This window comes from Streptomyces sp. NBC_01264, assembly GCF_026340675.1.
In the GTDB taxonomy this organism is placed as follows: domain Bacteria; phylum Actinomycetota; class Actinomycetes; order Streptomycetales; family Streptomycetaceae; genus Streptomyces.
Genome location: NZ_JAPEOX010000001.1, coordinates 3,935,561 through 3,949,941, shown reverse-complemented (window position 1 = coordinate 3,949,941; position 14,381 = coordinate 3,935,561). Strand labels below are relative to the sequence as shown.

Below are 14,381 nucleotides of genomic sequence, written 5' to 3'. Positions count from 1 at the left end.
GGTCTTGCGGGGGTGGTGCGCCGGTGGTGCGCGGCCGGTGGACCCTCGCGTCCGGTGCTCTGGAAGATGTGCCAGAGTTGCCACCTCCCGGCGGTGAGCACGTACCGTACGGCGGACAGGCGTGAGCGCCGGGACCGGGACATCGGGAAGGGGCAGCTGGGTTGACCACGCACGCACCGCACGCACCGCAGGCACGGGACTCGTCCCAGGGGCCCCGCAGCGACCCGCGGGCGGGGAACGCGGCGCAGTCCGTGACGCTGCCGGCCTCGCTGGACGAGGCCGTGGCGGCGCTCGCGGCCATGCCCGCCGCCGTCCCCGTGGCGGGCGGCACCGACCTCATGGCCGCCGTCAACGCGGGACTCCTGCGCCCCGCCGCCCTGGTGGGCCTCGGCCGGATCAACGAGATCCGCGGCTGGCAGTACCAGGACGGCCACGCGCTGCTCGGCGCCGGTCTGACGCACGCCCGCATGGGCCGGCCCGACTTCGCCGCCCTGATCCCGGCCCTGGCCGCCGCCGCGCGCGCCGCGGGCCCGCCGCAGATCCGCAATGCCGGCACGCTCGGCGGCAACATCGCCACGGCCGCGCCGACGGGTGACGCGCTGCCCGTGCTGGCCGCGCTGGAGGCCGTGCTCGTCATCGTCGGGCCGGGCGGAGCGCGGCGCGAGATCCCGGTCTCGCACCTGCTCGCCGGCCGGGAGATGCTCCGCCCCGGAGAGCTGATCGGCTTCGTGCGGGTGCCGTTGCTGCACGCGCCGCAGGTGTTCCTCAAGGCCACGGGCCGTACGGGCCCGGGGCGCGCGGTGGCGTCCGTGGGGCTCGTACTGGACCCCGCGCGCCGGGGTGTGCGCTGCGCGATCGGCGCGGTCGCGCCGATGCCGCTGCGGCCGCTGGAAGCCGAGCAGTGGGTTGCTTCGTTGATCGACTGGGACGGGGACCGCAGTCTGGCCCCCGAGGCGCTCGAAGCCTTCGGCGAGTACGTCGCGGCGGCGTGCGTGCCCGACCAGGGGGAGCCGGTGGCTCCCGCAGTACTGCATTTGCGGCGGACGGTGGCCGTGCTGGCACGGAGGGCCCTGGGGAGGGCGCTGAGCTCATGAGTGAGAACGAGAACACGGCACCGGCGGGCCCCTCGTGGGGCTGGGAGCCGGTGCCGCACGGCGCCGAGTACGACTCCGACGCGACGGCCTTCGTGAAACTGCCGCAGGACATGCTGGACGCGCTCGGCACCGGGGAGCCCCTCGCGGCCCCCGGGCACGGCTACGTGCCGCCGCCGATGATCGTGCCGCTGGGTACCGCGAGCGCGGATCCGGCGGCCACGGGCACGTGGACGATCCCGGTGCAGTGGCCCGAGGCGGGCGCGGCGGCTCCGGCGGACACGGGCGCCGGTGGGGATGCGGGCGCGGGGACTGCGGGGGCCGCCGTGCGGGCGCCGATCCCGGCGTCGGTGCCGATTCCGGCCTCGGTGGCCGCGGCGTTCGCGGATCCGGCGGCGGAGCCGGTGGCCGAGCCCGTCGCGGAGCCCTACGGGGAGTCGTTCGGCGAACCCTTCGCGGAGCCGTTCGCGGAGCCCTACGGGGACTCCTTCGGGGAGCCGTTCGGGGAGCCGTTCGGGGGCGGCCGGGCCGCCCCGCACGAACCGGGATCGACCGCCGAGTGGCGGTTCCCCGACGCGGTGGCGAGCGACGTGTGGACCCCGGGCGGCGCGGGCGACACCGGCAGCTTCGGGCAGCTCGCGGCCTCGGCCGACTGGAGCCAGGCCCCCGCGACGCTGCCGGGCGGGGCCGCGGCCCCGTGGGCGACGCACCCGGAGTTCGAGGGTGCGCGCGGGTACGTGGCGCAGCAGCCGGGCGGGGAGGGGGCGGGTTCCGATCCGCTGAACTCCGATCTGCCGGGTTCCGGTCCGCTGGGCTCCGATCCGCTGGGCTCCGGGGTGCTTCCCGGGGTTTCCGCGCCGGCCGGTGGACCCTTCGGCTCCGCATCCGGTCCGGGGCGCGGACCGCGCGTACTGGGCGGCCCGGGGGTCGGCACCCCGCTGGACGGGGAGCCGGGCTACCCGGCCCCGCACGACATCGAAGCCGCCCACGGCCCGGCGCAGGTCGCCGACTCGGGGGAGCGGCAGCATCCGGGGACCGAGGGCGAAGCCCGGGGTGAGGCTCTGGACGGAGCCCCGGTCGGGGCCGGGGAGCGGGACGGGGACCGGGCCGGGGAGCAGGCCGGAGCCGGGGCCGTGGAGGCGGAGCCGGGTGACGGCGAAGCCGTGGCGGCCGACGGCGGAGCCGTGGCCGCGCCCGTGCCGAGCGGGGACGACGCCGACCTGGCTGTCGGGTCCGCTCCGGCGGGGACGGCCGAAGGGATCCCGGCCGAGGGGGAGACGTACGAGGAAGAAGCAGCCGACGGAGCGGACGCCGCGGCCGTCGCCCAGCACGAGCACCCGTCGGCCTCCTACGTCCTGCGCGTCAACGGCGCCGACCGCCCCGTCACCGGCGCGTGGATCGGCGAGTCCCTCCTCTACGTGCTGCGCGAGCGCCTCGGCCTCGCTGGCGCCAAGGACGGCTGCTCCCAGGGCGAATGCGGCGCCTGCGCCGTGCAGGTCGACGGCCGGCTCGTCGCCTCCTGCCTCGTCCCCGCCGCCACCGCCGCGGGCAGCGAGGTGCGGACCGTGGAAGGTCTCGCGACCGACGGGGAACTGTCGGACGTGCAAGAGGCGTTGTGCAGGTCGGGTGCGGTGCAGTGCGGGTTCTGCGTGCCCGGCATGGCCATGACCATCCACGACCTGCTGGAAGGCAACCACGCCCCCAGCGAGCTGGAGACCCGCCAGGCGCTGTGCGGCAACCTCTGCCGCTGCTCCGGGTACTCGGGCGTCATCGAGGCCGTGCGCGAGGTCGTGGCCGAGCGCGGATCGGCGGCGGAAGCCGCCGCGGCGGCCTCGGCCGAGGCGCGGATCCCGCACCAGGCCCCGCCGGGCGAGGGCGGCTTCCACGGGATGCAGGGCCACCAGGGGAACCAGGTCAACCACGAGGGAGGCACGGCGTGAGCGGCCACGACGCGGCGACGGTCCCGGTATCGGTCACGGCACCGGTCGCCGAGGGCGCGGACCCGTCGGAGGCGGCGGTCCCGCGCGGCATCGGTGCGTCCGTTCCGGCCACCGACACCCGCTCCAAGACCGAGGGCACCTTCCCCTACGCCGCCGACCTGTGGGCCGAGGGTCTCCTCTGGGCCGCCGTGCTGCGCTCCCCGCACGCCCACGCCCGCATCCTGTCCATCGACACCTCCGCCGCCGTCGACATGCCCGGCGTGCGGGCCGTCGTCACCCACGCCGACGTCCCCGGCGCCACCACCCACGGCCGCCGCATCGCCGACCGGCCCGTCTTCGCGCACGAGGTGGTCCGCCACCACGGCGAGCCCATCGCCGCCGTCGCCGCCGACCACCCGGACACCGCACGCCTCGCGGCCGCCGCGATCGCCGTCGAGTACGAGCTCCTCGACCCGGTCACCGACCCCGAGCAGGCCTTCGGCGCCCCCGACCTGCACCCCGACGGCAACCTGATCCGGCACATCCCGCTGCGCTACGGCGACCCCGAAGCCACCGGCGACGTCGTCGTCGAGGGCCTCTACCGCATCGGCCGCCAGGACCCCGCCCCCATCGGCGCCGAGGCCGGGCTGGCCGTGCCGCGCCCGGACGGCGGCGTGGAGATCTACACCGCCTCCACCGACCCGCACACCGACCGCGACCTGGCCGCAGCCTGCTTCGGGCTGGAACCGGACCGCGTACGGGTCGTGGTCACCGGGGTCCCGGGCGCGACGGCCGACCGCGAGGACGCCGCGTTCCAGCTCCCGCTCGGCCTGCTGGCCCTGCGCACCGGCTGCCCGGTGAAGCTCGCCGCCACCCGCGAGGAGTCCTTCCTCGGCCACGCCCACCGCCACCCGACGCTGCTGCGCTACCGCCACCACGCGGACCTGGAGGGCCGGCTGGTCAAGGTCGAGGCCCAGATCCTGATGGACGCGGGCGCCTACGCCGACGCCTCCTCGGAATCCCTGGCCGCGGCGGTGGCCTTCGCCTGCGGCCCGTACGTGGTCCCGCACGCCTTCGTGGAAGGCTGGGCGGTCCGTACGAACAACCCCCCGTCGGGTCACGTCCGCGGCGAAGGCGCCCTGCAGGTCTGCGCGGCCTACGAGGGCCAGATGGACAAGCTGGCGGCCGCCCTCGGCATCGACGGCGCCGAACTGCGCCTGCGCAACGTCCTGGCCACCGGCGACCTCCTCCCGACGGGCCAGACGGTCACCTGCCCCGCCCCCGTGGCGGAACTCCTGCGCGCGGTCCGCGACTACGAGCTGCCCGCCCTCCCCAAGGACACCCCGGAGGAGGAGTGGCTGCTCCCCGGCGGCCTGGAGGGCGCGGGCGAGCCGGGCGCGGTGCGGCGCGGGGTCGGGTACGGGGTCGGCATGGTCCACATGCTCGGCGCGGAGGGCACCGACGAGGTGTCCACGGCCACGGTGAAGATCGTCGGCGGCGCGGCCACGGTCATCTGCGCGGCCGTCGACACCGGCCAGGGCTTCTCCACCCTCGCCCGCCAGATCGTCCAGGAGACCCTGGGCGTCGACGAGGTCGTCACGGCCCCGGTCGACACCGACCAGCCGCCGGCGGGCCCCTCCGCCCACGGCCGCCACACCTGGGTCTCGGGCGGTGCGGTGGAACGCGCGGCGAAGATGGTCCGCACCCAACTCCTCCAGCCGATGGCGCACAAGCTCGGCATGTCCACCGAACTGCTCCAGATCGCGGATGGCCGGATCACGTCGTACGACGGCGCCTTCTCCACCACCGTCGCGGAGGCGATGGAGGGCAAGGAACTCTGGGCGACGGCCCAGTGCCGCCCGCACCCGACGGAGCCGCTGGACGGCGACGGCCAGGGCGACGCCTTCGTCGGCCTCGCCTTCTGCGCGATCCGCGCGGTGGTCGACGTGGACATCGAGCTGGGCTCCGTACGCGTCGTGGAGCTCGCGGTCGCCCAGGACGTCGGCCGCGTCCTCAACCCCCGCCAGCTGGAAGCCCGTATCGAAGCGGGCGTCATCCAGGGCGTGGGCGCGGCCCTGACGGAAAACCTCCGCACGGCCTCGGGCCTGATCCGCCACCCGGACCTGACGGGCTACGCCCTGCCCACCTCCCTGGACGCCCCGACGGTCCGCATCGTCAAGCTCGTGGAGGAACGCGACGTGGTGGCCCCCTTCGGCGCCAAGCCGGCGAGCGCCGTCCCGGTGGTCACGGCCCCGGCCGCGATCGCCTCGGCGGTCCGCGCGGCCACGGGCCGCCCGGTCAACAGGCTCCCGATCCGGCCATCGGCGGCGGTGGCGGCGCCCAACTCGTAACCTTGTGACCCTGATTGCACCTGCAACTCGGAACTTGGGCCTGTCGGACTCTCTAGATAGAGTGTTTGTGGACACTGGCGACGTGCGTGTGCGAAGGCGCGCGAAGCAGTGCGAACGGGGACGACGGGGAGTCGGGGAGGCCATCGTGGCAGTGGACTATGGGCCGGGCGTGTTCGGAGTGGACTTCGGTGTGGGCGTGGCCTCGCCGGAGGTGCTGGGTGCGCTGCAGGTCGAATACGAATCGCTGACGGAGTACAAGAAGCGGGTCGACGGTCTGCTGGAGAAGCTGAACGACTCCCCGGCGAGCGACAAGAAGCTGGCGGACGGCACCCTCCCGGAGACTTCCCTCGGCGAGGGCTTCGCGGAGGCCAAGCGACTGTTCACGGCTTACACGAACGTGCACACGCAGTTGCTCGCGCTGTCCAAGGGGCTGGCGGACCAGATCGAGGGGCTCAGCATCGCGATCGGGACGAGCGGCCGTGGGTTCGCGGGCGTGGACGAGGACACACAGCGGCGGATGCTGGCGATCAGCAAGCAGGCCGACGCGAACTACGTCCCGGAACGGGACCCGTTGGCACCGCCGCCGCCGCACAGTTCGGCTTCGCAGGGAAGTTCGGCGACAGGAACTCAGGTGGACTTCTGATGGCGACGAACTTCGAGAGTCACACGCACCAGGAACTGCTGGCCATGCTCGCCTCGGCGAACGCGGAGACCCTCAAGCTGCGCGGCGCGCAGCTGACGGATGCCGCGGTGATCATCCAGCAGATCGGCGAAAGCCTCAAGGAACACCGGGTGACCGGCTGGGAAGGTAAATCGGGCACGGCCTTCCAGGACTGGGTCAGCCGCGCGGGCAACGCCACGCTGCGCCTGAGCGAGTACAGCGCCGAGGGCGGCAAGCAGCTGACGCAGGCCAGCCAGGTCGTCATCGAGGTCAAGGCCAACATGCCGAGCTACGACGCGTCGGCGGCCGCCAACCTCGATGCGGCCCGCGAGTACCACAACGACCCGGACGCGCAGCAGATCGGCCAGCAGGCCCACTCGAAGCTGAGCGGCGACCGGCAGTTGGCGATCCAGCAGATGACGAAGCTGGCGCAGGGGTACGAGGCTTCGGCTACTGGGATGGAGATGGCGGAGATTCCGACGTTTCCTAAGTTTCCGGATCCGTTCGTTCCACCACCGGTCGCTGGATATGGGGATCTCGAACGGGCTGGAGGGGGTTCTCAGGGGCCAAGCGGAGGTGCTTCGCAGGGGGCAATTGGGGGAGGTGGCTCATCGTTTGCACCATCACCGGCAGGTCCTGGCGGTTCGCAGCCTGGCTCCGGTTCGGCGCCCGGCCCGCAGCCGTCTCCTGTACCCGTTCCTGTGCCACCGGACCGCAACATCGGTACTGATCTTGACACCGTGGGCCCGGCCCCGAGTACGACCCTTCCCCCAACCCCGGGAGTCCCCGGAGGCCCGGAGCCGGTCGGACCGGGCGGTGGCGGTTCGGGAATCACCCCCGGTGGGTTCGTCCCGCCCGTGACACTGCCGCCGGGGGGTGGTGGACAGAAGCCGATCGGCGGTGTCGGCCCGGGCAGCTTCGGCCCCGGCGGAACCATTCCCGGCGCGGGCGGGAAGGGCGGCGGCGGGCTAGGCGGTGTTGCCGGACTGCCTCCGCGCGACAGCGGGATCTCGGGCGGTCGTCCGGTGATGCCCGGTGGGCCAGGCGCGAGCATTCCCCGCGGCACCGTCATCGGCGGTGAGGGCGCTCAGACGGCCGGGCGTGGCATGGGCATGGGCGGCGGCATGGGTATGGGGGGTGGTGGAGTGCAAGGCGGTCTCGGCAGCCCCACGGCCGGTCGTCGCCTCGCCACCGAACCGGGTGGCGTCGTCGGTGGACGCCAGCCAAGTGTAGGCGGTCGCTCAATCGCTGGCGGGCAGCCCTTTACCCAGGGTGGTTCCGGGCTGGTTCGCGGCGCATCGGGTGCGAGCCCGATGGCTGGTCCGATGGGTCACGGCGGCGCAGGTGCACCTGCTTCGGGCCGACGTGGCGATGGCCGGCAGGGTGAGCGCCCTGACTACCTGGCTGAGGACGAAGAGACGTGGCGGGGCGATGGTCGTGTCGTTCCGCCGGTGATCGACTGAGTGGAGCGGGCGTTGCGCGGGATGCGTATGTATAGGGCGACGGCGGCATTGGCCGGTTTTGTGCTGGCCGGGGTCGCAGCGACTCCGGCACATGCCGAAACCATTCGGTCCCAGCAGTGGCATCTCACGTCGATGAAGGCCGATGACATCTGGAAGACCAGCACCGGTAAGGGTGTCACCGTTGCTGTCATCGATGGTGGTGTAGCGCCCATCCCTGAGCTGGAAGGGCAGGTCGTCCCGGGCAAGGATTTCGCTACGTCGTACAGCGGAGATGAGCGGACGGACTCGAATAAGCACGGCACGGCGATGGCCGCGCTGATTGCTGGGACCGGGAAGCATCCGAGCGGTGACGGGGCGTTCGGGCTTGCGCCTGGGGCGAAGATCCTTCCGATTCGCGTACCAGAGGGTGTCGACGTGGAGAACGCGGCCTGGACGGCGGCGATTCGATATGCGGCAGACACGGAAGCGAAGATCATCAGCATCTCTCTGGCTTCTGGTGCAGAGGATCCGGCACGTCTCGATGCTGTGAAGTACGCACTGTCCAAGGGAAAGCTGATTTTTGCCGGTGTGGGCAATCGCGGAGATGGATCCAACGACGTCCTCTACCCTGCTGCGACACCGGGAGTGGTGGGCGTTGCTGCTGTCGACTCCGGGGGCAAAGCGACTGCCGAGTCGGAGCATGGACCACAGGTTGATCTGACAGCACCTGGCGCTGACATCGTCACGGCCTGTGCTGGCAAGACTGGAGCCTGCAAGGGCAGCGGCACAAGTAACGCCACCGCCCTCGCCTCCGCCTCCGCCGCGCTGATCTGGTCCGCCCACCCCGACTGGACCAACAACCAGGTGCTCCGGGTCATGATGAACACCGCCGGCAAGCCCGTCGACGGCGCCGAGCGCAGTGACTTCGTCGGCTACGGCGTCGTCCGCCCCCGCATCGCCGTACCCAACCCCGGCGACCCCGGCCCCGCGGACGTCTACCCGATCCCCGACCTCGCCGCAGCCGGCGGCGGTACCGGAACCAAGGCCCCGTCGGCGCCCTCCTCCACCGCCCCCTCCGGCCAGGCCTCGGCCCCCGCGCCCCAGGCCGGGGCAAAGGAAGAGGACGGCGGTAGCCTCCCCTGGCTGGCCCTCGGGCTCGGTGCCTGCGTGCTCATCGGGGGGGCCGTTACCGCCGTGGCCCTCCGGCGCCGGAGCCGCTGACCCGCGCCAAGGCGCGGAAGCCTGAACCGACACAGCCAGAGGGAAGGCCACCGCATGTCGTTCGACGAGGAATGGTCCGCCGCCAGGAGCACCGCCGCCGCCAACGTCGCCACGCGGCTTAACGGCGTCCCGGCCGCGCCCGGCCCGGGTGGCGGCAGTGCCGATCTGGAGCTGAACCAGGACCACATCGGCGAGGTCGGCTCCGAGGCCTACAAGCTCCACAGCCGGCTCTCCGCCGACGGCAAGCACGCGGCCGCCGCCACCGCCGAGGCGGCCGGCGCGCTCACGCGCGAGGGTTTCGCGAGCGGTGCGGCCCTGCTCAAGGTCACCACCCGCTGGGAGAGCCAGCTCAAGACCCTCGTCGCCGCCTGCGCGAACATCTCCAAGGGCCTGAACTACTCGCTCTCCTCGCACAGCAAGGAAGAGCAGCAGCTGCACGCCGATTTCACGGCTTCCAAGGTCGACGAGCTCCTCACATGACGAAGGTGTCGGACACGTGCTGACGTACGAGAACGTCATGAACGCGCCCCTGGGCCTCCTCCAGACCGCGATCACCGACTGGGCCGCGATGGTCAAGAAGCTGGACGAGCTGGCAGAGTCGGCCCGCAGTGGGATGAAGGGCAAGTCGGACAAGGCCCAGTGGAGCGGTGTCACCGCGGGTGTCGCCCGCCCGTTCGTCGACAAGACGGCCAAGGAGTTCGACGACGCGGCCCGGCAGGCCAAGGGCATCCACCTCCTGCTCACCGACGGCCACGCCACCCTCAAGGCGGTCCAGGAGCAGATCAAGAAGCTGGTCGCGGACGCCCCGGCCGCCGGCTTCCGGATAGACGGGAGCGGGCGGGTGTCCGCCGTCCCGCTCGCCGACGCGCAGGACCGTTACGCGGCCCGGCACGATCCGGACTACCAGGCCATGCTCCGCAAGAACCAGGGCCTGTGGCAGGACCGGGTCGACCGGGCCGTCGAGGATGCCCAGGACGCGGACGACTCCCTCGTGCGCGCGCTCCAGGCCAACGTCACGGACGACAACGACTTCACCGCACCGAAGTACTCCACCCTGGACGCCGAACAAGTCGACCGGGCGGCCGCGCTGATGAAGAAGGTCACGGGTGACGGCGGGACGGCCCGCAACCCCGAGGCGCTGCGCGAGCTGGAGGACCTGCTCGACGACAATCGCGAGGACCCGGAGTTCGCGACGGGCTTCTACCGGACGATCGGCGCCGAGGGCACGTTGGACATGTACGCCACCATGTCGCTGGACGCCACGAGCCTCGGTGTCGCGGGCAGGGACCGTGCGCTGATGGTCGCGAACATCCAGAGCGACATGGGCGCGATGCTCGGCCTGGCCACGCACAAGGACGTACCGAACCACCTCGATGCCGCGTGGACGACCGAGCTGATGCGGGCCGGCCGCAAGGAGATGCAGGTCACCGGTGGTGTGACGACGATCTACGGCTACCAGGCGCTCGGTGCGCTGATCCGCGAGGGCACGTACCACAAGGAGTTCCTGACCTCGGTCGGCCGCGACATGGTCGCCATGGACCGCAAGGATCCGAAGGCCTGGGAGTACCACGCTCCGTACGGCCCGGACTCGGTCCTGAACCAGGGCGAGGGCGGCGGCCGGGGCTTCTACCCGCTGACGGGCCTGATGGAGGCGCTGGGCAACAACCCGGACGCGGCGACGGCCTTCTTCAACGAGCCGGTCCGCGAGGACTCCAACGGCGACGGCATCGTGACGAAGGACGTCAAGCCGGTCGGCGGCCGGCACGGCAAGGAGCAGGGCATGGTCGACTACATGCTCGACAAGAAGCCGTACATGGACAGCTTCGACATCGCGAAGGCGGGTGACCCGCACGCGGCCCAAGAGGCGCTGGGTGGAGCCCTGGAAGCGGCGGTGTCGGGCCGCGTTGCGGGCGACGAGGACGCGAAGGCCGTACCGCACACCGGCCCGATGACGGACGTCATGGAACGGGTCGTCGAGAAGATCAGCGACAACCCGGAACTCGTGGCGAAGCCGACTGCCGACGAGCCGACCGCGCTGGGCGGTCTGTCCGGCAGCTTCGGACGCATGGCCGCCGAGTACATGCCCGACTTGCAGGCGACCGCCGCGAACGGCACGCAGGAGATCAAGTCCTTCGGCGAGCCGGCCGATTTCAAGAAGTCCGACATGGCGCGATTCCTGGGGGTCGTGGCTCAGGATCCCGAAGCGTACGGCGTGATCACCACGGCTCAGCAGACCCACACGACGGCCTTGGTCAGTGACGTCATCGCGCACCGCGCCGACCACTCGGAACTGGATCTGGCGATTGCCAATTCCGTCAATCCCGGTGGCCAGATCGCGCAGGGCTTGATCAAGTTCCGTGGGTGTCCGGATCGTGGGTGATGCCCAGGATGCCGAGTGCTCGTTGCGGTTCGTGGCGGATGGCTCGGGTGGTCTTGGCGATGTTGGCGGCGCCGAGGGTTTTCAGGGCGCCGATGGCGAGGTTGCGGAGAGTTGCCATCGCGCGGGGTGCGGTTCGGGTGTGGACGGTGGAGGCGTCCTCGGCGAAAGTGACGTCCCTGGTGTGGTGCGAGGAGTTCTCGATGCCCCAGTGCCCGCGGATTGCGGCGGCCAGGTCGGCTGGGGTGGCTTGGTGGGCGTCGAGGCTGGTGACGGCGTAGACGCTCTCCCGGGTCTCGCGCTGGCCGGTCTGCTTGCGGCGCCGGTGGATGCGGATGGCCAGGCGGGCGTGGGGAAAAGCGATCCCGCCGAGTTGGTCGGGGACGGCGCAGGTCTTGACCGAGCGGGACTCGCGCCTGCCGTGCCCGGTGGCGGAGGCGGTGTGCTGGATGGAGATGTCCCGCCACGGCAGGGATGCGAGCTGGCGGTGAGCCGTCGGCTGGTTGGTCTTGATCACGGCGATGTAGTGGGCCTTCTTGGTCTCGACCAGCCAGGTGATGTTCGCTCGGACCGAGTGGAGGGCGTCGAAGGTGACGACGGTGCCGGCCAGGTCCAGCGGTGTCAGAAGCGGTTGGAAGTGTGTGGTCTCGTTCGTCTTCGCGCCGACCTCCACCTGGGCGATGGTGACGACGGTGCCGTGTGTGACCGCGGAGAGCAGGTGTCGGCGCTTCGCGGTGAGACGGGCTGATCCCTTGAGTGCTTTGCCGTCGACAGCGATCACACGCAGCCGCTCCGACGCCGAGGGTGGTGTCCGGGTGGGCTCGGTGGCAGCACGGTGCCGGTCGGCCAGGTAGGCGCCCACCGCCCGGTCCAGCACATCGCCGTCGACAGCCCCCAGCACGCGACCGATCGTGGCCGGCGACGGGGCGCGCCGCCATCCGAGCAGGTGACGGCGGATACCGATCACTGTCAGGAGTGTGTCCGAGGCGCGCTGGCCCCACTCGGCGAGCTCGTCGATGCTCCTGGCTCCCGAGACGACCGCGCAGGCACACACCAGCAGGACCGCGGTCAGTGAGTACCAGCGGCCCCGCAGTGAGCGCGGATCGGGCACTGCATCGAAGTAGGGGCGCAGATCAGCGACCCGGTCAGCGTCCAGCGGACCCAGCCTCACAAGCACAGCCGGGACGGGAGAAGATATGGCAGCAGGCACGGGCCACCTCATGATCAACGGGCGTAGACACCCAAATGATCACGAAGCCCGCGCCTGCTCCTCTAACCACCCCAACCCGCCACAACACCGACCGGCTCGCACGACCCCGGAACTTGCAACCGCCCTGCAGATCGCGGGCATGCTTTCCGAGGCCAGGGCGCAGGGGACCTATGGCGCTGCCGCCCACGCCAACGAAGAGTACGTAAAGGGCGTCGAGGACAGCGCGAAGTGGGTCAATCGCGGTATCACCATGGCGGGTGGCAAGTACCTGGAACTGGTCCCGCTGGCGGGGGACGTCGTCGAATGGCTTCAGGAGGACATCACCGAGGCGGTCGTCGACAGCGCCAAGGAAGACGTGGCGGAGAAGACGGGCAAGACCGAGAAGGGGGTCATGGCCGACTACGTGGATGCGGAGGGGGCAGCGAGCAGGGCGGCGGCGGCGGCTGCCGTCGCGAACGCGGCCAGGGGCTCGGACATGACGGCCACGGACATCGACGACCTCAAGCTGGGTGCGTCGAGGGAGAGCGGGACCGCGCATTCGACGGGCCGGAATCTCATGGCTTCCGGTAAGGCGGGTTCCTGATATGGCGCTCAAGTGGTTCCCCGGCTTCGCTGCGAGCGCGATCGCCGCGGTCCTGGTCGTGGTCCTGTCCGCATGCTCAGGCCAGACCGGGCCGGGGGCGGCACCGCTGCCGGACCGTGTCTGCTGGGGTATGGGCGCCTTCGCGGGCAAGGATGTGGCCCGGACGGCCGGCAACGGAAACAAGGTCCGGGACGATTCGCCGGCCATGTTCGCTCTGCCCCGAAACAACAAGGGGACCTCGTGTCACCTGTATGTCGATGGGGACCTCCGTTTCAGCGCCCGTGCCTCGCGGATTTCTGTGGAGCAGAACTTCGATTGGTTCAGTTGGGAGAAGGCGAACCCCGACAGGATCAAGATCGGAAGCAGCGGGATCGTCTGGAACAGTGGCGCGGCGATCTCCTTCACGTGCAAGAGCCCCGAGGGCCCCTACAAAGTGGAGCTCGTCCTGACCAGTGGGTCCGGGGTGGGGAAACCGAAAGCTCCGCGCGCCTATTTCACGGAGATGATGGGGCCGTATCACCGGTTCGCGGTGGAGCAGCTGCACTGCTCCGCCTAACCGACGGGTGACAGGACGAAGGCCGCTCAGGAATGTCCTGAGCGGCCTTCGTCGTAGAAGCCGTGACCGGAATCGAACCGGCGTAACTCGCTTTGCAGGTTTGTCCGTTGTGATCATTGTCAGAGCTAGGCGTGTTCAAGCACGTTCAACTCCGGCCGACCGCTGTGACCGTCGCAGAGGTATGGATGAGCCTGAACCGCTGCGTACGACGATGAATGAGACGAAAACTGAGACGTTGATGGCTTGGCAGTAGGGGCGCCTGACCTCGCCGCCTGCTTAGTTCTGCTCCTGTTCAGGCACTGACGGCTTCCGGAGCTTGCGCAGCTTGAGCCTGCACCACGAGATGCCGGCGATGATGCACGCGGCAGCTAGAGCGCCGAGGCACTCTGGGGCGGCTGCGACTGCGAGCCCCCAGGGAGACCCGCAGTCGAGGGGGAGGGTTTCGAACCCGTTGTCGAAGACGTACTCGAGCACTTTTCTCCTTGAGGTACGCGCCAGAACCTCATGCCTGGCGTGGCGGTCCAGGCGAGAATCGTGCTGAAGGCGTCTGCCCCCAACTCTCAAGCGGCCAGGGGGGACAGCGTGGGGCAGCTAGAGAACCTGCCCTGGCCATGGGCCCTGTCCCTGCCCTGCCCCAGGGACAGGAGGGGACAGGGCAGGGACCGCATGGGGCAGCCGCCGGGTGCCTGGCCGGACGCAGGGAGGGACGTGGGCAGTGCCGCAACTAGGGATGGACAACGGAGGCTCGCGCGCGGCGCTTGGTCGACTTCTCCGGCTGGAGGCTGAAGCGGCTGGCCTCAGCACACGCGACATGTCTGACAGCTTCCAGCGGCTTGCCAACCAACCCGAGGAGACCGGCGGGGCTGGAAATGAACCGCCGATCAGCAGGATGCACTATTCAAAGTCGCATCTCGATCGCCTCTACAGAGGCGAGACATCAATGCCGTCAGTACGGTTCGTGCGAACCTTC

12 protein-coding genes are annotated in these 14,381 nt (G+C 70.9%); 10 read left to right on the top strand and 2 right to left on the bottom strand.

Annotated features, from left to right (window positions below; all coding sequences use genetic code 11):
- Positions 1-161: 161 nt before the first annotated feature.
- The 8 genes from OG435_RS18290 to OG435_RS18255 all read left to right on the top strand — a co-directional run bounded on the left by OG435_RS18290 (position 162) and on the right by OG435_RS18255 (position 11,065).
- Positions 162-1,094: an FAD binding domain-containing protein gene (locus OG435_RS18290; protein WP_430625648.1), complete on the top strand. Its 933-nt coding sequence runs from the start codon at positions 162-164 to the stop codon at positions 1,092-1,094.
- On the top strand, positions 1,091-3,031 hold the full coding sequence (locus OG435_RS18285) for a 2Fe-2S iron-sulfur cluster-binding protein (RefSeq protein ID WP_266877966.1): 1,941 nt from the start codon (positions 1,091-1,093) through the stop codon (positions 3,029-3,031). Before OG435_RS18290 ends, OG435_RS18285 begins: the two co-directional genes overlap by 4 nt.
- Positions 3,032-3,120: 89 nt before the next feature.
- Positions 3,121-5,361 (top strand): xanthine dehydrogenase family protein molybdopterin-binding subunit, encoded by a 2,241-nt coding sequence (locus OG435_RS18280; protein WP_266881840.1) that lies wholly within the window; start codon positions 3,121-3,123, stop codon positions 5,359-5,361.
- 145 nt (positions 5,362-5,506) lie between these two features.
- A complete protein-coding gene (locus tag OG435_RS18275) occupies positions 5,507-6,004 on the top strand; it encodes a hypothetical protein (protein WP_266877965.1) in 498 nt (165 codons plus the stop codon).
- Entirely contained in the window at positions 6,004-7,485 is a 1,482-nt protein-coding gene (locus tag OG435_RS18270; RefSeq protein ID WP_266877964.1) for a hypothetical protein, read from the top strand. Before OG435_RS18275 ends, OG435_RS18270 begins: the two co-directional genes overlap by 1 nt.
- On the top strand, positions 7,486-8,685 hold the full coding sequence (gene mycP / locus OG435_RS18265; protein WP_266877962.1) for a type VII secretion-associated serine protease mycosin: 1,200 nt from the start codon (positions 7,486-7,488) through the stop codon (positions 8,683-8,685).
- 54 nt (positions 8,686-8,739) lie between these two features.
- Complete coding sequence (locus tag OG435_RS18260) at positions 8,740-9,165, top strand: hypothetical protein (RefSeq protein ID WP_266877961.1); 426 nt, start codon at positions 8,740-8,742, stop codon at positions 9,163-9,165.
- A 16-nt stretch (positions 9,166-9,181) separates the two neighbouring features.
- On the top strand, positions 9,182-11,065 hold the full coding sequence (locus OG435_RS18255; RefSeq protein ID WP_266877959.1) for a DUF6571 family protein: 1,884 nt from the start codon (positions 9,182-9,184) through the stop codon (positions 11,063-11,065).
- On the opposite strand, the gene OG435_RS18250 is transcribed toward OG435_RS18255, so the two are convergent.
- Complete coding sequence (locus OG435_RS18250) at positions 11,034-12,239, bottom strand: ISAs1 family transposase (RefSeq protein WP_266874681.1); 1,206 nt, start codon at positions 12,237-12,239, stop codon at positions 11,034-11,036. The genes OG435_RS18255 and OG435_RS18250 overlap by 32 nt on opposite strands.
- Before the next feature lie 172 nt (positions 12,240-12,411).
- On the opposite strand from OG435_RS18250, the gene OG435_RS18245 reads away from it, so the two are divergent.
- Together OG435_RS18245 and OG435_RS18240 are read left to right on the top strand one after the other, a co-directional pair.
- Complete coding sequence (locus tag OG435_RS18245; protein WP_266877957.1) at positions 12,412-12,855, top strand: hypothetical protein; 444 nt, start codon at positions 12,412-12,414, stop codon at positions 12,853-12,855.
- Between the two features lies 1 nt (position 12,856).
- Entirely contained in the window at positions 12,857-13,411 is a 555-nt protein-coding gene (locus tag OG435_RS18240; protein ID WP_266877955.1) for a hypothetical protein, read from the top strand.
- A 276-nt stretch (positions 13,412-13,687) separates the two neighbouring features.
- Here OG435_RS18240 and OG435_RS18235 read toward each other — a convergent pair whose 3' ends face one another.
- Positions 13,688-13,885, bottom strand: coding sequence for a hypothetical protein (locus OG435_RS18235; protein ID WP_266877953.1), 198 nt, complete (start codon positions 13,883-13,885; stop codon positions 13,688-13,690).
- Positions 13,886-14,381: the final 496 nt, after the last annotated feature.